Origin of the sequence: Vibrio sp. 10N.222.54.E6 (assembly GCF_041473955.1) — a bacterium.
Lineage (GTDB): Bacteria > Pseudomonadota > Gammaproteobacteria > Enterobacterales > Vibrionaceae > Vibrio > Vibrio tasmaniensis_A.
The window spans coordinates 205249-225870 of the sequence record NZ_JBFRTD010000036.1; the positions used below are offsets into that span (position 1 = coordinate 205249).

18 protein-coding genes and 1 pseudogene are annotated in these 20622 nt (G+C 43.8%); 7 read left to right on the top strand and 12 right to left on the bottom strand.

Features of this window, described 5'->3' with window-relative positions:
* Positions 1-336: 336 nt before the first annotated feature.
* The 3 genes from AB4513_RS20560 to AB4513_RS20570 all read left to right on the top strand — a co-directional run bounded on the left by AB4513_RS20560 (position 337) and on the right by AB4513_RS20570 (position 5214).
* On the top strand, positions 337-1161 hold the full coding sequence (locus tag AB4513_RS20560; protein WP_102257703.1) for an AraC family transcriptional regulator: 825 nt from the start codon (positions 337-339) through the stop codon (positions 1159-1161).
* A gap of 181 nt (positions 1162-1342) precedes the next feature.
* Entirely contained in the window at positions 1343-4498 is a 3156-nt protein-coding gene (gene putA, locus AB4513_RS20565; RefSeq protein ID WP_009846001.1) for a bifunctional proline dehydrogenase/L-glutamate gamma-semialdehyde dehydrogenase PutA, read from the top strand.
* 11 nt (positions 4499-4509) lie between these two features.
* On the top strand, positions 4510-5214 hold the full coding sequence (locus tag AB4513_RS20570) for a 1-pyrroline-5-carboxylate dehydrogenase (RefSeq protein WP_009846000.1): 705 nt from the start codon (positions 4510-4512) through the stop codon (positions 5212-5214).
* On the opposite strand, the gene AB4513_RS20575 is transcribed toward AB4513_RS20570, so the two are convergent.
* Positions 5211-5366 (bottom strand): hypothetical protein, encoded by a 156-nt coding sequence (locus AB4513_RS20575; RefSeq protein WP_009845999.1) that lies wholly within the window; start codon positions 5364-5366, stop codon positions 5211-5213. The genes AB4513_RS20570 and AB4513_RS20575 overlap by 4 nt on opposite strands.
* 34 nt (positions 5367-5400) lie before the next feature.
* Here AB4513_RS20575 and putP point away from each other — a divergent pair, with 34 nt between their 5' ends.
* Together putP and AB4513_RS20585 are read left to right on the top strand one after the other, a co-directional pair.
* The gene (gene putP, locus AB4513_RS20580; protein WP_029222791.1) at positions 5401-6891 is read left to right on the top strand and encodes a sodium/proline symporter PutP; all 1491 of its coding nucleotides are present in this window, start codon (positions 5401-5403) and stop codon (positions 6889-6891) included.
* 440 nt (positions 6892-7331) lie between these two features.
* A complete protein-coding gene (locus tag AB4513_RS20585) occupies positions 7332-7502 on the top strand; it encodes a hypothetical protein (RefSeq protein ID WP_372071041.1) in 171 nt (56 codons plus the stop codon).
* Positions 7503-7564: 62 nt separating this feature from the next.
* On the opposite strand, the gene AB4513_RS20590 is transcribed toward AB4513_RS20585, so the two are convergent.
* A complete protein-coding gene (locus tag AB4513_RS20590) occupies positions 7565-7735 on the bottom strand; it encodes a hypothetical protein (protein ID WP_009845996.1) in 171 nt (56 codons plus the stop codon).
* A gap of 279 nt (positions 7736-8014) precedes the next feature.
* Here AB4513_RS20590 and AB4513_RS20595 point away from each other — a divergent pair, with 279 nt between their 5' ends.
* Positions 8015-8503 (top strand): Lrp/AsnC family transcriptional regulator, encoded by a 489-nt coding sequence (locus tag AB4513_RS20595; protein WP_009845995.1) that lies wholly within the window; start codon positions 8015-8017, stop codon positions 8501-8503.
* 110 nt (positions 8504-8613) lie between these two features.
* Here AB4513_RS20595 and AB4513_RS20600 read toward each other — a convergent pair whose 3' ends face one another.
* Positions 8614-9318, bottom strand: coding sequence for a DUF445 family protein (locus tag AB4513_RS20600; RefSeq protein WP_009845994.1), 705 nt, complete (start codon positions 9316-9318; stop codon positions 8614-8616).
* A 297-nt stretch (positions 9319-9615) separates the two neighbouring features.
* On the bottom strand, positions 9616-11466 hold the full coding sequence (locus AB4513_RS20605) for an ABC transporter ATP-binding protein (RefSeq protein ID WP_009845993.1): 1851 nt from the start codon (positions 11464-11466) through the stop codon (positions 9616-9618).
* Between the two features lie 566 nt (positions 11467-12032).
* Between AB4513_RS20605 and AB4513_RS20610 the strand changes: the two genes are divergently transcribed.
* On the top strand, positions 12033-13007 hold the full coding sequence (locus AB4513_RS20610; protein WP_009845992.1) for an arginine deiminase-related protein: 975 nt from the start codon (positions 12033-12035) through the stop codon (positions 13005-13007).
* Between the two features lie 150 nt (positions 13008-13157).
* Here AB4513_RS20610 and AB4513_RS20615 read toward each other — a convergent pair whose 3' ends face one another.
* The 8 genes and pseudogenes from AB4513_RS20615 to AB4513_RS20650 all read right to left on the bottom strand — a co-directional run bounded on the left by AB4513_RS20615 (position 13158) and on the right by AB4513_RS20650 (position 20586).
* Positions 13158-13790: a triacylglycerol lipase gene (locus tag AB4513_RS20615; RefSeq protein WP_009845991.1), complete on the bottom strand. Its 633-nt coding sequence runs from the start codon at positions 13788-13790 to the stop codon at positions 13158-13160.
* Between the two features lie 133 nt (positions 13791-13923).
* Positions 13924-14007: pseudogene (locus tag AB4513_RS20620) on the bottom strand (AraC family transcriptional regulator); the annotation flags it as partial.
* Positions 14001-14546 (bottom strand): mechanosensitive ion channel family protein, encoded by a 546-nt coding sequence (locus AB4513_RS20625; RefSeq protein ID WP_009845990.1) that lies wholly within the window; start codon positions 14544-14546, stop codon positions 14001-14003. The pseudogene AB4513_RS20620 and the gene AB4513_RS20625, both read right to left, overlap by 7 nt.
* A complete protein-coding gene (locus AB4513_RS20630; protein ID WP_009845989.1) occupies positions 14546-15481 on the bottom strand; it encodes a CorA family divalent cation transporter in 936 nt (311 codons plus the stop codon). Before AB4513_RS20630 ends, AB4513_RS20625 begins: the two co-directional genes overlap by 1 nt.
* A gap of 325 nt (positions 15482-15806) precedes the next feature.
* Positions 15807-17429 carry a phosphoethanolamine transferase gene (locus AB4513_RS20635; protein WP_009845988.1) on the bottom strand — a complete coding sequence of 541 codons (1623 nt, stop codon included), beginning with the start codon at positions 17427-17429 and terminating at the stop codon, positions 15807-15809.
* Between the two features lie 231 nt (positions 17430-17660).
* Positions 17661-18230, bottom strand: coding sequence for a porin family protein (locus tag AB4513_RS20640; protein WP_372071036.1), 570 nt, complete (start codon positions 18228-18230; stop codon positions 17661-17663).
* A 617-nt stretch (positions 18231-18847) separates the two neighbouring features.
* On the bottom strand, positions 18848-19144 hold the full coding sequence (locus tag AB4513_RS20645) for a Bor family protein (RefSeq protein WP_009845986.1): 297 nt from the start codon (positions 19142-19144) through the stop codon (positions 18848-18850).
* 122 nt (positions 19145-19266) lie between these two features.
* The gene (locus tag AB4513_RS20650) at positions 19267-20586 is read right to left on the bottom strand and encodes an ATP-binding protein (RefSeq protein ID WP_009845985.1); all 1320 of its coding nucleotides are present in this window, start codon (positions 20584-20586) and stop codon (positions 19267-19269) included.
* Between the last annotated feature and the right edge of the window lie 36 nt (positions 20587-20622).

Here is a 20622-nt window from a genome sequence, read left to right on the forward strand (position 1 = left end):
TTTTACATATTTACACCGAAATAATTGAGCTATATAAGAAAATATTGTCGTTATGGTGTAGTCATTTGGTTTCCATTTGTGACTTGCTTTGACTTTTGGTGCTCAGATTTATTTGCTCTTGGAACAAGCAAGAGTGGCCTAAAGATTGGAAGGTTGACTTTACAAAGCCCGTAGTTTGGGCTCACTTGATCATACTTCCGGAGACATGATCACGTGGTTATCAATAATGATCTTTCTTTGAAGAAGAGAAAACATCTCTCATGATCATTTACAAATTCATCTTCTGCAGATTTCAGAGTATTATTCTTACTATGTCGACCTGAGTATTTTGATGTTATGCCTAAACCGTTACCCTTTCCGAACTTTGACTTGTCCCCGCTAAGCCTTACTGGCCCTCGCCCTGCGGAGATCATTACTTTGCCTTCGCATATGGATTGTCACGATCACCATTATTCGCAGGTAGTCATTGGTTTAAAAGGTCAGGCGGAATTTGAAGTGAGCGGTAAAGGTAATCTTGTCGGTCCAGGGCAAGGCTGTGTAGTCACGGCTCGCTCTGATCATGCTTTCGGTGGAGTGGTTGGTCAGTCGGATATTCTCGTACTCAACATGCCTATGCCAACCGATGATGACCCTCTGATGCTAGAGAAGATTAACCAGTTAGAATCATCCAACGTCTACTTCCAATTAGATGCGCAAATTCAAAAGCTTATCCATATGTTGGTGCAAGAGATGCAGGCCAGTCCTGATGATCTGTTGTTGAGTCGAGCTTGTAATGACACGGTGATTGCGTTGATGCAAAGACACATCTCGGCATTTGAAACCTCGATTAAAGATTCGCGTTTCGATCTTGAGTCGTTGGATCGCTACATCGAACAACACTTGGCTAATAAGATCTCAGTCGCGCAGCTTGCAGGCAGTGTGTTCTTGGGCGAAAGCCAATTCCACATGCTATTCAAAGATCAAATGGGCATTACCCCTCACCAATATGTTTTAGGAAAGCGTATCGACCGCTCTCGACACCTTATTGAACAAGGTAATTTAAGCCTTGGACAGGTTGCAGAACTGGCTGGTTTTTCCGGTCAATCCTCCTTTACTCACACCTTTTCTCGCCTTCAAGGCATGTCACCATCTCAATACAAAAAGCAAACTTCTGTTAAATAGTGAAACAAAACGGCATATTATATTAAAGTTTCATATGTGACCTTGTGTTTGTTTTGTTAATAAAGCGAGTTTTTAGCAAAAAACTCGGAGTTTTTGACAAGTAATCCTTATATACTCTAAATACACTGCAGCCATTGTAGAGATCCCGGGCTAATTCCGGGTGTGAGATTAAGGAAAACGCATGTTTACAGCTACTGATGTGTTAAAGCCAGAATTCAACGAGCAGTCGCTTGCTGATCTATGGTCGCTTATCTCACCATTATATATGGTGGATGAAACCCAATGGCTAGAGCAACTTCTGCCGCTAGCTACCCCTTCTGAGTCAGAAAAGCAGCAGATCACAGACAAAACGACATCATTGATCGAAGCTATCCGTGCGGATAAGACTTCTATCCAGATGATCGATGCATTGTTGCTTGAATACAGCTTAGATACTCAAGAGGGCATCTTGCTAATGTGTCTGGCGGAAGCCTTGATGCGTATTCCTGATTCAGCAACCGCTGATGCGCTGATTCGTGACAAATTAAGCGTTGCGGATTGGAAGTCTCACCTAAAGAATTCAGACTCAGTATTTGTTAACGCATCCACTTGGGGATTAATGCTAACAGGTAAGGTGGTTGGACTTTCATCTAAAGAGCAGAGTGCGGGTCAAGCCGTTAATCGCTTAGTGAACAAGCTTTCTGAGCCGGTGATTCGTAAAGCGATGCACCAAGCAATGAAGGTGATGGGTCACCAATTCGTTCTTGGCCGCAGCATTGCTGAAGCGCAAAAGAACGGTAAGTCTATGCGTGATAAAGGCTTTACCTACTCATACGACATGCTAGGTGAAGCGGCACTGACCACTGCTGACGCAAATAAATACTTCAAAGATTACCTAATGGCGATTGAAGCCGTAGGTCGAGACAACTATGTTTCTCCACAATCGAAGGTCTCTTCAAAATCGAGCCCTGCGCCATCGGTATCGATCAAGCTTTCTGCGCTTCACCCACGTTATGAAGTGGCGAACGAAGACCGCGTACTGACTGAACTTTGCGACACGCTAGAGCAGCTATTGCGCCGTGCAGTAGAGCTCGATGTTGCGATTACGATTGATGCGGAAGAAGCGGATCGCCTAGAGCTTTCTCTTAAATTATTCGAAAAACTGTACCGTACTGATCTTGTAAAAGGTTGGGGTAAATTTGGTCTGGTTATTCAAGCCTACTCAAAGCGTGCACTACCGGTTCTAGTATGGCTAAACCGCCTAGCGAAAGAGCAGGGTGATTTGATCCCGCTTCGCTTGGTGAAAGGCGCGTACTGGGACAGCGAAATCAAATGGTCGCAACAAGCTGGCTTTACTGATTACCCAGTTTACACTCGTAAAGAAGCTACTGACGTAGCTTACCTTGCTTGTGCGCGTTACCTATTGAGCCCAAGTGTTCGAGGCAATATCTTCCCGCAGTTTGCGAGCCACAATGCTCATACGGTTTCTGCTATTGCCGTCATGACCGACCATAAAGACTTTGAATTCCAACGCTTACACGGCATGGGTGATTCTCTGTACAACCATGCGATGGAAGCTTACCAACAGTCGGTACGTATATACGCACCGGTTGGCAGCCATAAAGATCTACTGCCATACCTAGTACGTCGCTTGCTAGAAAATGGTGCAAACAGCTCGTTTGTCCACCGCCTAGTTGATGCGCGTTGCCCTGTGGCAGAGCTGACTCAACATCCTGTCGATATGCTTCTGGCATTCGATACATTGCACAACACTAAGATTCCTCTGCCTCCAGCGGTATTCCCTGAGCGTAAGAACTCTTACGGTGTGAACATTGATATTGAAAGCGAAGCGCATCAATTTGAAGAGAAAGTAAAAAGCTTCTTAAACAACCAATGGACTGCGGGCCCTGTGATCAACGGTGAATCTCTTGCCGAAAGCATGATCAAGGCTGATCAGAACGTTGAGCAAGTGACGGCACCTTATGATCGTCGTATTCATGTGGGTCAGGTGGCTTTTGCTAACCTTGATCATGTTTCCGCAGCGATCACTGGCGCAGACGCAGCATTCGCTGATTGGAACGCAACTTCGGTTGAAACCAAAGCGGCTGCACTTGATAAGTTGGCTGACCTGATGGAAGACAACCTCGCTGAGCTGGTGGCGATTTGTCATCAAGAAGCGGGTAAGACAATTCACGATAGTGTTGATGAAGTACGTGAAGCAGTCGATTTCTGTCGTTACTACGCAAAACAAGCTGACAATCTACAAGGTTTCGAACTAAAAGGTTTTGATGGCCAAACACGAATCGCTTCTCGACAAGGTCGTGGTGTGTTCGTTTGTATCAGCCCTTGGAACTTCCCTCTAGCTATCTTCCTTGGCCAAATTACTGCAGCACTAGTGGCGGGTAATACGGTTGTGGCTAAGCCTGCCGAGCAAACAAGCTTGATTGCTGCTCGTGCGGTTGAACTGATGAATGAAGCGGGCTTCCCTGCTGGCACGATTCAGCTACTACTGGGTCGCGGTGCTGAGATCGGCAGTGCGCTCACCAGTCATGATGCGATTGCGGGCGTTGCCTTTACTGGTTCTACACCAACGGCACAGCGTATCAATGTGTCATTAGCCACTCGTAATGCTAAGCCAGTTCCGTTTATTGCGGAAACAGGCGGCCAGAATGCGATGATCGTCGACAGTACTGCACTGCCTGAACAGGTAGTTCGTGATGTGATTCGTTCAGCATTCGCTTCAGCAGGTCAGCGTTGTTCTGCACTACGTGTGCTTTACATCCAAGAAGACATTGCAGACCGCGTGGTTGGATTGATTCACGGTGCAATGGACGAGCTGAGTGTTGGCATTCCACACCTTCATAAAACCGATGTTGGCCCTGTTATCGACCAAAACGCAAAACAGAAGCTAATGGCGCACTTAGAAAACATGACCAATACCCAGAAGAAGGTGGCTCAACTTTCTCTAGGTAGTGATTGTGAACATGGTGATTTTGTTCCACCAAGTGCTTTTGAAATTGATGACATCAACTGCTTGAAAGAAGAACAGTTTGGCCCAGTGCTACACATTGTTCGCTTCAAAGCGAGTGAGCTAGCGCAAGTGGTAGACCAAATCAACCAAACGGGCTTTGGCTTAACCATGGGTATCCACAGCCGTAACGAGACAACTTACCGTTGGATCGAAAAACACGTTCGTGTGGGTAACTGCTACATCAACCGTGACCAAGTGGGCGCCGTTGTTGGTGTTCAACCATTTGGTGGTCAAGGCTTGTCAGGTACTGGCCCTAAAGCGGGTGGTCCTCACTACCTATATCGCTTTACTGATATTCATTTCTCTCAATCACAAGACAAGGCATAAGGAGCATTATCATGGTTCATCAAGTGACAGGTTTTTCTGATGCTTTGCTAGCGTGGGAACAATGGAATCTTACCGATTTTGATTACAAGAGTGCTCAGGTACTTGCGCTTAAATCAGAGATCGAAAGTCAATCTGCGCCTTTGGCGATGGTGGCGACTTATCATCTAGAGCAAGCGTCTGCACTGCTTTCTGAACATCACCTAATGGCAGGTCCTACGGGCGAAACCAATGAGCTATATGCCGCAGGTCGCGGTGTGGCTTTGGTGATTGTTGATGATTGCGAAGTGAAAGTGCCAGCGCTGCAAACTGCAATGGCTTTGATTACTGCCGCGCTATTGGCAGGTAACAGCGTTCAATTGTGCAGTGATGATGTGCAGTTCAATACGTTAGTTGCAGACGCAGCTAAGTCGGCGAACTTGCCAACTAACTTGGTGCAAGTTGCCTCGTATGACGCTGCTCAACAGTTGTTGTCTTGCGATGTACGTAGCGTGGGTTACGTAGGTAACTCGCAAACGGCACAAGCTATCAATTTACAGCTTGCTAAGCGTGACGGTGCAATCGTCGGTTTAGTAGCTGAAACGGATCTGGTGACAATGAATGTTGCTAATGATCCACACCTATCGCTGCGCTTCATTACCGAGCGTACGCGAACTATAAATATAACAGCCGTGGGCGGTAACGCGACCTTGCTCGAACTTGGAAGTGAAGCTCACTAACCTTCAGTAAAATTGGCTCTAAGTACTTTTGGTTTTTTCCATTGTTGGGTTTTCTCCATCTTTGGATTTAATTCATAGTGCCTTGGAGCCTCAATACCTAACTCAATGCACTCGCTTGCCTTACGGTGAGTGTCTTGCATTGAATTAGGCATGGAAGGCTTTCTACAAAATGAGGACTATCAAATGATAGAAAACAGTTTTGCAATAACGACGACGTTCATTGCGTATCTAATTATGATGCTAGCGATCGGTGTTATTGCTTACAAACGTACATCTAACTCAACAGACTACTTCCTAGGTGGTCGTTCGTTAGGCCCATGGCCTGCTGCACTTTCTGCTGGTGCATCAGACATGAGTGGTTGGTTGCTACTTGGCCTGCCTGGTTACGCTTACGCTGCTGGCTTTGAAGCATTTTGGCTTGCTGGTGGTCTACTTGTTGGTACTTGGGCAAACTGGTTAATCAGTGCAAAACGTCTACGTACTTACAGCATTACGACTGAATCACTGACGCTGCCTGAGTTCCTATCTCGTCGTTTCAATGATAATTCTAAGCTGATCCAAACAATTTCTGCTTTCTTTATCCTTTTATTCTTCCTTTTCTACACAAGTTCAGGCTTGGTAGCAGGTGGTAAATTGTTTGAAACGGTATTCGGCCTTGATTACACAACAGCGGTAATTATCGGTACAGTCTGTGTAGTTTCGTACACTCTGTTTGGTGGTTTCCTAGCGGTATCTTGGACTGACTTGGTTCAAGGTCTACTCATGTCTGCAGCGCTATTGATTGTACCAATCGCGGCAATGAACGGTGGCCTAGGTCAGCTTTCTAGCGACCTACACAACATCAACCCAGAGCTGCTAACGCTATGGAATGATGCGAAGGGTGAGCCACTGTCTGCTATTGCGATCATCTCACTAGCGGCATGGGGTTTGGGTTACTTCGGTCAACCACACATCCTTGCGCGTTTCAAAGCAACACGTAGTAATAAAGACCTAACAACAGCGCGCCGCATTGCCGTTATCTGGACTGCACTGTCTATGATTGGTGCAATGCTTGTGGGTCTTGTTGGTCTAATCTATGTGACGAACTCTGGCGCACCTAAGCTAGACGATGGCGAGAAGATCTTCATGCTTCTTGTGAACGCGATGTTCCACCCAGTAATCGCCGGCATCCTACTTGCTGCCATTCTAGCGGCAATCATGAGTACTGCGGATTCACAACTTCTTGTTTCTTCATCTGCAATGGCAGAAGACCTGTATAAGCAAGTTTTGAAGAAAGACGCAACGTCAGAAGAGATTGTTCGTGTCGGCCGTTTCGCGGTTATTCTAATTTCTCTTGTTGCTCTTGTTCTGGCGATGACACCAGACAGCTCAGTACTTGGCCTTGTATCTTACGCATGGGCTGGTTTTGGTGCTGCATTCGGTCCTGCAATCGTATTAAGCCTATACTGGTCTCGTATGAACCGTAACGGCGCTCTAGCGGGTATCGTGGTTGGTGGTGTTACGATTGTACTTTGGAAGCAGTTCACGGGCGGTTGGTTCGATGTTTACGAAATCGTACCGGGAATCATCCTATCGACGCTTTCTATCGTTATTGTGAGCCTAATGACTGGCGAGCCAGAAGACGAAGTGAAAAAGCAACACGCTGAGTTCAAGAAGAACCTAGTTGAGCTAGACTAATTTACATTGTAAAACATATGTGAATTAGCAAAGAACATTAGCTAAAAAGCAATTGTAAAAAGTAATTGAAAAATAAAAGTAATAGAGTCACTTCGGTGGCTCTATTTTTTTATGTGGGCACTACCTTTGTCTTATAAAAAACCAGTAGGATACAGAAGAAGCACGGCTGTTATGAGGTTTACAATGTAAATCGAAACCAAATGATAGAAGGGAAATAAATAGAAGATAAAGGCTTTTCATAGCGCTTGATGTCAAAAAATAACCGATAAAATGGCTATTTTTTGAACTTGGCGCTCACTTTTGTTATTAGCTCGGTGAATTATTACACTGAATTGGACATCATGTGTCAATTATCAGTAACCACTAAAGACCTATAGGACAAAGGTATGCCTGATCTCTATTGCAAAGGATGTAAAAAAACAACACTACATAAGTCTATAATGAAACGTTGTGAATCTGAGCCTGAGACAACCTCTGGCCGTGTGATGCAATGGACGTCAAAGCTATTTAGTGGAAACCTGTACTACGACATGGAAACTCAACACTTCTGTCGAACGTGTAACTGTCGTTGTGAAACAGGAACTGCAGTTCCCCAAGTTGGTCTGGCTTAGATTGTAGTAAGTGCTTACTAACTTAGATTTAAAAACCTCCCTGATGGAGGTTTTTTCGTTTTTTATGCCGCTTTTAGTGAAGGTTCTGCCTCGACGACATTACCATCAATCTTAACTTCCCAGCCATAGTTTGAGTATTCACTTGCGAGTGCTTGGGCAACATCTTTTGATACCGTTACGTGTGTCCATGAACCGATTCCGTAAGGTTTATATGCGAGTTCTTGCGTTTTCATAATAGAGTCATCCTTTCTCTTTGAGAATTCTATTATTCACTTTGGCCTATATCCTTTCTTTCGTTTCTGGCTCAACTTATTTGTTAATCGGGTCATTTCTATAATAATTTGTTAATAACTGGAGTTTGATTTATAAGGGTTGTTATCGCTCCGTTCGGTTTTATATTTAACGTGAATAGGAATGGTCTATTTAGTTTTCTAAATGTGTGAGCAAGGTTTTCTTCGATTGCTCTTAGTATGGAATATACTGAGCGCAATCTAGAATGTTTAAGGAATATTATGTCTCAGCATCAACTCGATCGTATCGATAAAGAGATACTAAGAATTCTGCATATGAAAGGCCGTTTGCCCGTTGTTGAACTAGCGAAACAGGTCAACCTAACAACTTCACCTTGCTCTGATAGGTTGAAGCGATTGGAAAAAGTGGGCTACATCACAGGCTATCATGCTGAGCTTTGTTCAGAAAAGTTGGGGCTCGATGTCCAAGTGTTTATCCATATTCGCCTCGATCAAACCAGTTTTTCAATTTTTGATAAATTTGCACAAGCGGTTGAAACGATGCCTGAGGTCGAAGAGTGCTATTCGCTGTCGGGGGATTTTGACACCATGATCAAGGTTCGAGTAAAAGACATGAAGGCGTACCAAGCGTTTATGGCAACGAAATTGGGTACCCTGCCAGGTGTGATTCAGACACGCAGCGAAGTGGTGATTGAAGAACACAAGAAGGGCTTTGGTGTTAACCCTGAGCTGTTGGCCACCATAAAATAGTGACCTGCTTTCGCCTTACCAAGGTTATTTACATATAAAAAATGGAAGCCAATAAGCTTCCATTTTTTGTTGAACGTCAGATAAAGAGCAATCGGATAAACTTCTCCGTCTTACAGCGTAATTGCGGCAGAGATTAAACCAATCACACCGCCGAATACCCCACCCCAAACGACCAACCAACCAAGGTGTTTTTTGATCATGGTCTGAACCATCTCTTTAACCAGTTTTGGTGTCAGTTCATTCAAGCGCTGATCGATGATCGCTTCAATGTTCTCTTTGATTTCATCCATCATCGCAGGTGATTCAAGTTCATCCTTGATGGCATTTTTTACCGAATCACTCTTGCTGATTTCGATCACAGACTCTTGCATCTTCTCCACGAATGGCGCTTTCATTGGCTGTAGTGCTTCAGTGCCGCCAACCATCGCTAGCATGCCACCAAACTGTGAGTTTTCGATAACATGCACCAGCGATTCGAATGCAGGGTTAAAGTCGATCTTCTTAATCACAGGCTCTAGGTTGAGTGACTTTCCTGTCATCTCACTACTCAGAAAACGGTCGATGTTACTTTCGGTAAAGAACTGTTCCATCATCAGTTGTTTGATGGCTGCCTTGAACTCTTCAAAGCGCGCTGGAATAACGCCAGAACCATATAGGCCGGGTACTTTCTCGAACAACATGTGAATCGCAAGCCAGTTGGTGATGGCACCAGAAAATGCGAATAAACCTGCATAAAGCAAGTATTGGTTTGCTGTCGCATAGCCGCCAGCAAGCAGTGCTAACGCAATAACGTTAGTTAAGACACTTTTGTTCATGGTTGATCTCTAAAAAGAATACTGCGCGCATTTTAAGAAAAAAACGCCAAGAAAAAAACAAAAGGATCGATGAAGTTTATAGAACCAATGAAAACAGATGAGAAAGGGGCAGAGAATAACAGGCATAAAAAAGGCTAGCCTCCCCCCGAAGTCTAGCCTTATTCCAGAACGCGCAAGCGAAGCGTCATTGCTGTTAATGTCATTATATGATTACGACATAACATTCTGCCATGTGTAATTTACCGCCAATTAACATTTTGGTGTGAATTACGCCGCACTTTTAAAATGGAATATAAATTAAGCGCTCGTTGTCTGTTCAAGATCATCACCAATAAAGCCACCAGTCTGGTGATTCCACAATTGAGCATAGATGCCATTTTGTGTAATCAGCTCTTGGTGCGTGCCTTCTTCGACGATATTACCTTGGTCGAGTACGATCAAACGGTCCATTGCTGCAATCGTCGATAAACGGTGTGCAATCGCGATAACGGTTTTGCCTTCCATTAGTTCAATCAAGCTCTCTTGAATCGCTGCTTCTACCTCAGAATCGAGAGCAGATGTTGCTTCATCTAGAACCAACAGCGGAGCATTTTTCAGAAGAACACGTGAGATAGCGACACGTTGACGCTGCCCACCAGAAAGCTTAACGCCACGTTCACCTACTTGAGCATCGTAGCCAACGTTACCAAACGGGTCAGTTAGCGTTTCGATAAACTCATGAGCGTGTGCCTGTTTAGTCGCCGCGTATACCTCTTCGTCTGATGCCTCTGGTCGACCGTAAAGAATGTTGTCTTTGATCGAACGGTGCAGCAGTGAGGTATCTTGAGTCACCATACCTATGTTGCTACGCAGAGAATCTTGAGTAACGCTCGAGATCTCTTGGTCATCAATCAGGATGCGACCACTTTCTACATCGTGGAAACGCAGCAGTAAGTTAACTAGGGTCGATTTACCTGCACCTGAACGGCCAACCAAGCCGACTTTTTCACCCGGTTTGATGTTTAGGTTTAGGTTGTTAATCACCCCCTTATTCTCACCGTAGTTAAAGCTCACGTTGTCGAAGTTGATACCGCCTTGTGGAACGTCCAAAGGCTTTGCGTCTTTCTTGTCTTCGATAGCAATGGGCTTAGACAGTGTTTTAATACCATCAATTACAGTACCTAGGTTTTCAAACAGACCGCCGATTTCCCACATGATCCATTTCGACATACCGTTAATACGCAGAGCCAAGCTGACTGCAATCGCAATCGCACCGACCGTGATTGCGTTATCTAACCATAGGTAAATAGAGATACCGGCAATGCTGAATACCAATAGATAGTTAGCAAATTCAACGCAGATGTTGAAGCCTGTAACCAAGCGCATTTGGCGATGGACTGTGTCTAGGAAGCCTTCCATCCCTTCTTCTGCGTACTCGGTTTCTCTTTTACTATGAGAGAAAAGTTTGACCGTAGCGATGTTGGTGTAGCTATCAACAATGCGTCCTGTCATCAGTGAGCGAGCATCCGCCTGTTCTGAAGACACGTCTTTCAGCTTTGGTACGAAGTGCAGTTGGATACCGACGTAAATGAACAACCAAATCAACATTGGAGCCATTAAGCGCCAATCCGATTCAGCGAGCATGAACAGCATCGCTGTAAAGTAAACCGTCACGTAAACAAACACATCGACCATTTTGGTCACGGTTTCACGTACCGCGAGCGATGTTTGCATGACTTTGGTGGCAACACGCCCGGCAAAGTCATCTTGATAGAACGACAAACTTTGCTTCAAAAGGTAGCGGTGCGCTAACCAACGAATCGACATTGGATAGTTGCCCAGCAAAGTTTGGTGAAGCAATAGCGAATAAACACTGATCAAGATTGGCATCACGACCAACAGCAGAACGCCGAGCCCCATCAGTGTCGACTCGTTGTCTGCTAAGAAAGTGTCCGGGTTGCTGGTTGATAGCCAGTCAACCAGTTGTCCCATGTAACCGAACAGCGCAACTTCGATGATCGCGATGGTCATGCTCATCAATCCGAGCAAGATCAACGGCTTTTCAAAACCTCGTGTGTAATGGCGGCAGAATGCCAGTATTCCAGTAGGAGGTTGTATCGGCTCTCCCTTTGGAAAGGCTTCAGTAAAGCCTTCAAATTTCTTGTACATAGTTTTCCCTTTATAAGCTACTGCATCTTTGATGCTAGAGCATCGTGATGTGCAGCTTTGTTTTTATAGTCTTGATTTGAATTTTTCAGTTTTAGTTTGAAATTATATAAGTGCCAACGCGTTCTTATAAGTATTAAGCCATTCGATAGATTTTTGTTTAGTTCTTATGTAAGTACTTGGTTTAAGCGACACAGAACACCTCCAAAGAGTGTCTTTCATGAAGCTAATTTTAGATTGAATTAGACAGGAAAAGTTAAGCTTATTTCAAACGTAATTGATGGTTATGCAACGGTGATAATCCTAACGTTAAATGGATTAAATTGTAATCAAAACTCGTGTGGAGTTGAAAAATGAAATGAGAATATTTATCCAGTAAATTCTTTAACGAATATGCATACAGTTGGTTCTTTCTGATGTGCTGTTATCTTGCAGTAAAAATTACCGACTAATCTAAAATTCGCAGTAATTACTTGGGATAAATATTCAAATCATTGTGATTTTCAGTGAATTTTGTCGTAACAAGTTGTTTACAATTCTGAGGTAAATAAAAGATAGGGACGGTTAAAATGTTAAACCTACACAAAAAATCACTGCATATTACTAATGTTCAAAACGCAAATTGCGTTGTTATGGTGCCGCCAAAAGAATTTAAATTTAACGAAGAAACAGCCCGTGATAACGAGTTTCAGCACAGAGTCGATCTGACTGAAGCTGAGGTAAAGTTAGAAACGATGGCCGAGTTTAAGGCTATGGTGGTTTCGCTACGTAAAGAAGGTGTGCAAGTTGTAGAGTTTGATTATCCGGAACTGGGTGTTGAAACCCCTGACGCAGTGTTCCCAAACAACTGGTTCAGTACTTGTAGTGATGGAAGCCTATTCACTTTCCCTATGGCGTGTGAAAACCGTCAAAATGAAGTTAAGCCGAATGCACTTATTGAAGCGTTGGAAGCGTCTGGTCGCATTGTTAATCACAGTGAGTCTATGGAGTCGTACGTTGCTCAAGGTTCTTATCTAGAGAGCACAGGCGTGATGGTGATCGACCATATCAACAAGACCATTTATGCTGCGCTTTCACAACGTTGTGACCGCGAAGTATTGGAAGATTACGCGAAGCGCATTGGCTATTCTCGCGTGGTCTCGTTCCAAACGGCATTACCGTCTGGTCAACCGATTTACCATACCAATGTGATGATGGCGATTGGCGATAATTTCTGCGTGATCTGTGATGAAGTGATCCCAGAGTTTGAGCGCCGCTTTGTTGTGAAGTCTCTTGCCAAAGACAAGCAAGTTATCTCTATCTCAATCGATCAGATGAATCGTTTTTGTGGCAACATCCTTCAGCTTGAAACTGTGAATGGCGACAAGGTGATCGCGATGTCTCAATCGGCTTATGATGCGTTTTCTCCAGCTCAGTTAGCTCAGCTTTCGACACACGGTAAGCTACTACCATTTAACGTGAAAACGATCGAAGACATCGGCGGTGGTTCGGTGCGATGCATGTTGGGCGAGGTGTTCTTACCAACCCGAGTGAATCGTCTGTAGCAAGTATAGAAAGTATAGCAAGCGCTCATTTCCAGCAATGGATCTTCGAATACCACTCTTATCGCAGAGTGGTATTTTTGTTTTTATCTATCACAAATAAGAGAACAAGAGCTCGATACAGGAGTCAACGCGCAAAGCTACTGAAAAAAGCTATGAAGCGTCCTTAAAAGCTCTGTGTTCAATGAACTGAGCCGACAGTGTTACGACTTCCTTAGAGTAGACCAGCGCTGTGTGGTTGAGTTTGAGGGCGTAAGTATCAGTGGCTCCTCTCAGGTTGGCGTCTTCGAGTGTTACTGTGCCATCCCCAGGATTTCTTCCCAATACAATGCGTCCTACGCCAGCGTCGTAGGTGCCAGTAATTACGCCAATCGGCACATCAATATCGTAGTCACCCAAGCCATCGCTTAAAATCATTTTGCTCGAACCAAATATAAATCCAAGCCCATGATTAGACAGTGTTTTGGCGATGGTTGCCCCATTGTGCGGAGTGCCTGCTGTAATAATGCAGGTGTCGGCGAAGTGTGGTTGGTAGAATTTAAAGTAATGACGAATCAGCAAGCCACCCAGTGAGTGACCGAAAAAATAGACCTCATCATACTCATTAAAACGAGCATTCACGAAACGATTGAGACGTTTGGCTGCAGAAGGGAAACGCAGCGAGTTGTAGGCAAACTTGTGCGTTGTAAAGCCGCGTTTTTTGAAGTTTCTATCCAGATATTGCATGATCAACGCAGGCATATATAGACCATGAATTAAAACTATATGTTTGTTTTTATTATTCATTTTTGTCCTCCGTCTGATGGTGTCTCCAGTATATTTAGTCGCAAATCTAAACTCAATAAAACTTGCGGCTAATGGGACACAAAAGACAGAGCCTTCGCTATAGAAAGAATGTGCGTTATAGACAAAGAGTGGGTTACTCTGATCTCACTCCTCCATACACATCAATCGTTAACCCAACTTGTTTGGCATAGGTATTCGGTGTTAGGCCTGTTACCTTATTGAAGCTTCACTTTTTGCTTCAGGTTCAACCAAAACCTTTATCACGCCTTTTTGTAAAATCAGGTTGTTGGGGTAGGTGATAATGTTACCCGAACTGTGTCGAAGAATAACGTGGAACATGGTGATATCGATGATCACACCGCTGATGTCTTCGTCTTTCTCCGCGACTCTTACTCTGTCGCCAATGCGATAAGGGAAGACAAAAAATATTAGTACGCTGGCTGTGAGGTTACTTAGAATGGACCATTGCGCGAATAAAGCGACACCCAGCACCGCAAATATGGATGATAAGAACAGCGAAATATCACCAAAACCCAAGTTAAGAACAATCGTAAACACAGCGATGAAGAGTAGAAACAGAACAATATTGAAACACTTAATCACGAACTGCTTTCGCTTCAATTCGACACGCTTATTTTCCGCTAATGTTTCTATCCAGTTCTTACCTAAGCGTTTGATCACCCAATACACAGTGATAAGAAGTAAACCTAAAACTACTTGTCTAAGCCACATATTGGATTGCAAAAACTCAACCATTAAATAAACCTCAATTTTTTCAAAATAATGACCTCTGCCGCTATGACTACGAGCAGCCCAACGCAAAAGAGTGGGAATGCTATTGGGTTATCTGTTCCGGGTATCCCCGCGATATTGACACCCAGTAAACCGGTGAAAAACCCAGCAGGGAGGAAAATACCTGCAATGATAGAAAATAGGTACGTATTTCTATTCATTTTTTCAGCTTGTTGCTGACTTAGGCTCGCTAAAAATACATTAATTTGTTCGATGTAAAACTCAACAGACTCGTTAATTCTCAGGATGGTATCAAGGCTGTTCTTTATATGACTGTTGTGATTACTCAATGGTGCAGGTAGGTCACTCATTAAATCTTCAAAAACGTATTTCTGTGGCTTCAAATAACGCCTTAGTCTGAGTAGCCTTGAATGTAGAGCGTTAATGGATCTTATGTCGATATTGGAGTTAGATTCTAACTCGTCAATTAATAGTTCGACGGGTGCTAGGAAGGTTGAAATACTGTGGTTGATTCCACGGATCATGCCCAACAACACATCAGGCAATGATGTGGGGCCTTGGTTTTGAATGAGATCAGACACCAGATTACTGACCGCTTTTGAAGGAACTTTACGTGTCGATATTAAAGTGCCTTTGTACCATAAGATGCGTAGGCTAAGCATGTCGTCAGGGTTAGCACCTTCGTTTAGATTAATGCCTCGCAGAATCATCAAAAAACAGTCGTGTCCAAACTGTTCGAACCGAGGGCGGGTGTCATCGGTGAGTAATGAATCGATGATGGCATTTGGAACCGTATTACTGTGGAGCCATTCTCTCAAACCGTCAGCATCTCTTTGGCAGTGATACCAAGTTGATTGCTCGAATGAGGCTGGGCTGGTGGTGTGTTCATGTGCCACACCCTCAGAAAATTGCCAGCTTGAAATTATGAAAGCGTCCATTCATTTGTCCTTAATGATATGACATTAACATTGATATTAGGCGCCATTCAGGCACGGTATTGAACTGAGCTAATCTTGGTAAGTTCAATGAGCGATGTGAGTGAGATAAAGTCTAATAAGACAGGTTGGTCTTTGGAGCACGACGGACTCTTCCATTATTGTTTCTATTAAATGTAGCTCATTGTTTCGTCGTTATAAATTAGCACTCTGGCTCCATGTTAGCGACGAAAAAAAGAAAAGACCGAGGTCTTTTCTTTTTAGGGGAAGTTGAGGAGAGCTTATTCAGGCAACTCGAGTTTTCCGATGGTTTACATAAGCAAAAACACTACCGACACGCAGCAAAAATATCTTGGCTCGCTCGGTATTCTTTAGTTTGCACGTCCATCAGGCCAAGCAAGGAGTCGAACAGGTTATCGTGAGAAAAGCTCTGCTCTTTCCCCGCCTTTCTTAAGCAGGTCTCGCTTATCCCTTTCTGCGCAGCAAAACCATCAGACATCCATAGGATCATCGGTACGTGGGTTTGTTCTTTTGGTGCCAGCGAGTAGGGCATGCCGTGAAGATACACGCCATTCTCCCCTAAAGACTCTCCGTGATCCGAGATATACATCAGTGCGACATTGTACTTGTCGGTCAGTTTCTCCAGTTTCCGAATCGCCTGTGAGAGAAAGAAATCCGTGTACAAGATGGTGTTGTCGTAGGTGTTAACCACTTGCTCTTTGGTGCAGTTTTCAATGTCTGCACGAGCGCAGTCAGGCGTAAATTTCTTATGTTCTTCTGGATAACGCTCAAAGTACGTTGGGCCGTGAGACCCCGAAATATGATAGAAAATGATGCTATCTTGTTTAAGATCTTGAGTATCTTGTTCGAAGTTCTCTAGCATGGCTGTGTCATAGCACACATCTTTATTACACAGCGGGTCGCTGTCTTTGGCGACGAGCGTCATCTCTTTGATTCGATGTGCGACCGCCTTGTCTCCCCCATCATGCTCTCGCCAGATAGAGTGAATGCCCGCGCGGTTCATCATGTCGACCACGTTATCTTGGTTGTAGGCTTTGTCGCGATCGTAGTTGCTGCGATTCATGTTCGAGAACATACATGGCACAGAAACCGCGGTGGCTGTTCCGCACGACTGAACATCAGAGAAAAATATCGGGTTGTAAGGCTTGGTATGAGCGTTGGTTTCTCTCTCATAGCCATGATATTGGTAGTTGTACACGCGTGCGGTTTCACCAAGAACAAACACTAATAATGTTGGTTTGGTTGCCGCTTTGGCTTGTGCTGTTTGCTTCGCATCTAATCCTAACTCTTGATAAGGGATGGGCTGTTTTATGTAAGTGTTATTGATATATTTAACCGTTGATGACACATACTCGGTCGGGATGATCATCTTTTTGATGTGCGAATGATTACGACCAATCGATACGTAATCTTTGTAGAAAAGCCCGGCAATAATGGCAATGACGATCAAGGAAGAGAGCAGCCCAATCGATTTCCAGACAAAGAAATCTTTCCAAGATTCTTTTTCAAGTTTGGTGAACAACAGGATGAACGATGGAATACCGCCCATGGCAAGTAACCATAAGATGGAGTGGGTACTTACATAGCTTGCTGCTTCACCACTATTGGTCTCAAACACATTCTCTATCATCCCGTAGTCGACGAATATGCCGTAATTGAACATGCTGTAGCTGACTAAGGTTGAGGTGATCAGTAATAAGATGAAAAACGGCTTGGAGAATATCGGCCAATTAAAGACTTGGAAGATAAAATTGAAGGCAGCAAGGAAGAAGAACGGGATGGATATAAGAAACGCGACACTTTCAGACTTTGATACCTGAACAATACTAAACAGTTCTAGGGAGAGAGGGATGTTGATGATAAGCAGATAATACACAGCCAACACAAAGGGCAGTTTGTTTATCGACATGTTTAAGCTTGGTAGATTCATAGGTCTTTTTTCCTGCGTATCTTATCTCTTTATTTTAGTCTCCCTATCAAGAAAGCTCTAATATCAACGCATAAAGATCGAGAAGTGATGGTGAGTGATAACCGGCTAAAGTGAAATGACTCGATAGGGTGTATAGATACAAAAATTCACTTTACTGTGCTGCCTTATCATAGGGCAGAGTAGCAAAGTGAATTTGAGTTATTTACTTACAACGTGGCCGTGAGGAGCACATTAGAAGTTGTATGAACCACCGAAGCTAACACTGTTGAACGCTAGTGTGTGGTCATCGTTTTTGAGAGAACCCTGATAGGAATAGTCATCAACACTCACCGCGTCAGCTTGTGAAATAAGGCGAAGTGTTAAGTGTTCAATCGGCGTGTATTCAACACCTACGCCAAAGTGGAAGCCAGTACCGCTGTCGTCCCCATAGTTTGCCGCTTGATTCGCGTGAAGGTCAACAGAGCTTAAACCAGCCAACACGAATGGACGAATAGTGTTGTCAAACGTATAACCGATATTCGCTGATGCAGAAATAGAGGTTGGCGAGAGTTTTTCTGCGCCATTTTTGTAATCTGCATAATCGTTGTAGCCAAGCTCTACGCCAACAATACGGTTGAATTGGTAACCACCGTATAGGTTATAACCCATACCATCTGAATCTAAATTACCGTGACCATCTGTATCGGAGTCTTGATAGACACTAAGTCCACCACCTACATACGCGCCACCATTTGTGCTTGCTGCAAAAGTTGGAAGTGAAACTAAACCGATTAAGCCGAGTGCTAATACTGATTTTTTCATGATAATACCTTGTTTACTCATCCTGTGATGTAAGTCACGGTATCGCTGACGAATGATTTATAAAACCCTCACAAATGAAACCTATTTTTTCATTGATAAAGTGACTATCTGTAGTCCTTGATTTATCAAGAGGTAAGGTCATATTTGTTGGTTATATTCTTTATAAATAAAATTCACATATTGACAAAAGGTTAAATTTGCTAAATAAAACGATGTTTTTTAAGGTTGAAGTGAGGTCGGGTTTATCTAACTAATGGAAAATAAAACATAACAAACATTGTATTTATTCTATTGTAGTATTTGTTGCGGTGTTTGTTGAAAGCAAAGCAGTACGCTGATTCTAATCATGACAAGGAGAGTTGGATGTTAAACCGAGCAAACACAGGTTTGGTGGTTGTGGACTTGGATGAGGCTTTGAGTGGGATGAGATATTGCATGTTTGCATTTTAGGAGGAATAAACGGGGAGATGTTAGCACCAGCCCCCGTATTTACAGTCAATATGACGGTATTCTATGCTCAGTCCTTGAGCACCAGCGAAAGTATTGAATGTCAGGTAGAAGCTTCCAAGACCAAACTTTTGGTGTCGTCAGTTGGTTCGTGGACAAATAACGACGAGTTAAGCTTTGCAGTAAACGCGTGCTTCTCGTGGTGTATAAATACCAAAAGTCACGGCTGCTAGTAAACCATTCACGAATGTCTCTTGAACTTCAACTTTAGCAACGTTGTCGATACCGTTACATACTTTAGCTGCATCAATTTGCTTTTTCTGCGCTAGACCGTTGATGAAAAAGTGGTGTGACTTTTCAGTTGTTGGTGTTGTTGCTTCGCTCTCTTGAGGGGCCATTACGAAAGTTTGTTGAGCGCAACCTGTTGCTACTAGCGATAGTGCCGCGATGATCAGTAGTTTTTTCATGTGTTTCTCCAGAGATAAAATTCAGCTCACGTCAGTAAGGGTGAACGAGTGTTGTATGGTTTGAAGGGGATATGTGGTCCCCTCCAGCTGATGTTGAACATTATTCCAGAGATGATTGGTCGTTACTGTATGAGTTTGTCAGTCGAATCGTTACACAGTGGAAAGGCTATAGTGAATACGGCGCCCTTTAAAGTATTGCTTTGTGCGACTTGTACTGTTGCACCGTGTTGAACACAGATCTTCTTGACGATAGAAAGCCCTAGACCATGGCCACTCTTGGCTTTGTTACGCGCTTTATCTCCAACATAAAAAGGTTCGAATAGGCGAGAACGGTGCTCTTTTGCTACGCCGTCACCGTCGTCATGCACGGCGATTTGTAGCATATCGTGGTGCACGCTTGCTTCTATCGAAATTTGTGAACGTGCGAATTTCATCGCGTTACGTACTAGGTTATCTAACGCGCGATTGAGCAGCGTATCATCTGCTAATATCAAATGAGGTTGTTCTGGTAGTGATAGATCAATGTTAAACTCAGTCTCTTTGTTCCAACGGCTCATTGCATGATCGAGAAAGTCTCTTATCTCTAATGGCTGTTGCAAGTTCTCTAGATCACAACTGTCGAGTTTTGCGTAATATAGTAACTCATCGACCATTTTTTCCATCTCTTCTGTGTCTTCAACAATGCTCTCGATAGTATCTTGCTGCCCCTCGTTGAGTGGCGTGTCTTTGAGCATTTCAGCCTGCCATTGAATTCTAAATATCGGAGTTCGCAGTTCATGAGCTACCGCATTGGTAAGTGAACGATTACTCTCGATTAAGCTATGGATTCGGTCGGCCATCAGATTAAAGGATTTATTCAGAGTTCCAATTGCACTGCCGCCTGATGTTTCAGCTCGCGAAGAGAGGTCGCCTTCAGAGAAGCGTAATGTGGCATTTTCAAGCTTCTTAACTCTGCGGAAAATAATCAACAGATGACCCAGGCCATATACGATGAAGCTCGCGATAAAGAATACCCAAATGAGGTCATCTTCGAGCTCTATTTTTTGTCGAACGAGCGTGTCGTCGTTGGGCAGGTAATGATAGATGTTTTTACTGTTAGCTAAGCGAAACCATAACTCCCGATAGTCGTCGTGAAAAATAAATACGTTGGGGTTAGCAGTAAAGAACTCAGAAACTGGAGTCGGTACTTCATCATTCGATTTGAATGTGACGAGGGTATAGCGGGAGGTGTCAACAAACTGATTTATGGCTTGATGAGCGGCTTCGAGGCCCTGATTATTCGCTATGTTTTCTAGGAGCTGTTGGTGGGCCGTTGCTTCGTAATCTTGCAATATATATTCATAGTCGGTATTGAGCTGATAGACACAAATTTCGTAGGCGAGAAGACCAACAATAAAGCAAGTTAACAGCCCTAGTAGGGACTCCAAATAGATACGTCGCATAATCGCTCTCTTTCATTGCGCCCGTACTGAGCGCGG

What these genes read in the sequence shown, in the direction of transcription:
- AB4513_RS20630 (WP_009845989.1), bottom strand. Translation starts at nt 15,481, where the DNA reads ATGGACGCTTTCATAATTTCAAGCTGGCAATTTTCTGAGGGTGTGGCA.
- AB4513_RS20610 (WP_009845992.1), top strand. Translation starts at nt 12,033, where the DNA reads ATGTTAAACCTACACAAAAAATCACTGCATATTACTAATGTTCAAAAC.
- AB4513_RS20625 (WP_009845990.1), bottom strand. Translation starts at nt 14,546, where the DNA reads ATGGTTGAGTTTTTGCAATCCAATATGTGGCTTAGACAAGTAGTTTTA.
- AB4513_RS20560 (WP_102257703.1), top strand. Translation starts at nt 337, where the DNA reads ATGCCTAAACCGTTACCCTTTCCGAACTTTGACTTGTCCCCGCTAAGC.
- AB4513_RS20600 (WP_009845994.1), bottom strand. Translation starts at nt 9,318, where the DNA reads ATGAACAAAAGTGTCTTAACTAACGTTATTGCGTTAGCACTGCTTGCT.
- AB4513_RS20640 (WP_372071036.1), bottom strand. Translation starts at nt 18,230, where the DNA reads ATGAAAAAATCAGTATTAGCACTCGGCTTAATCGGTTTAGTTTCACTT.
- AB4513_RS20585 (WP_372071041.1), top strand. Translation starts at nt 7,332, where the DNA reads ATGAAACGTTGTGAATCTGAGCCTGAGACAACCTCTGGCCGTGTGATG.
- AB4513_RS20595 (WP_009845995.1), top strand. Translation starts at nt 8,015, where the DNA reads ATGTCTCAGCATCAACTCGATCGTATCGATAAAGAGATACTAAGAATT.
- AB4513_RS20635 (WP_009845988.1), bottom strand. Translation starts at nt 17,429, where the DNA reads ATGAATCTACCAAGCTTAAACATGTCGATAAACAAACTGCCCTTTGTG.
- AB4513_RS20605 (WP_009845993.1), bottom strand. Translation starts at nt 11,466, where the DNA reads ATGTACAAGAAATTTGAAGGCTTTACTGAAGCCTTTCCAAAGGGAGAG.
- AB4513_RS20590 (WP_009845996.1), bottom strand. Translation starts at nt 7,735, where the DNA reads ATGAAAACGCAAGAACTCGCATATAAACCTTACGGAATCGGTTCATGG.
- AB4513_RS20615 (WP_009845991.1), bottom strand. Translation starts at nt 13,790, where the DNA reads ATGAATAATAAAAACAAACATATAGTTTTAATTCATGGTCTATATATG.
- AB4513_RS20570 (WP_009846000.1), top strand. Translation starts at nt 4,510, where the DNA reads ATGGTTCATCAAGTGACAGGTTTTTCTGATGCTTTGCTAGCGTGGGAA.
- putA (WP_009846001.1), top strand. Translation starts at nt 1,343, where the DNA reads ATGTTTACAGCTACTGATGTGTTAAAGCCAGAATTCAACGAGCAGTCG.
- AB4513_RS20645 (WP_009845986.1), bottom strand. Translation starts at nt 19,144, where the DNA reads ATGAAAAAACTACTGATCATCGCGGCACTATCGCTAGTAGCAACAGGT.
- AB4513_RS20650 (WP_009845985.1), bottom strand. Translation starts at nt 20,586, where the DNA reads ATGCGACGTATCTATTTGGAGTCCCTACTAGGGCTGTTAACTTGCTTT.
- AB4513_RS20575 (WP_009845999.1), bottom strand. Translation starts at nt 5,366, where the DNA reads ATGCCTAATTCAATGCAAGACACTCACCGTAAGGCAAGCGAGTGCATT.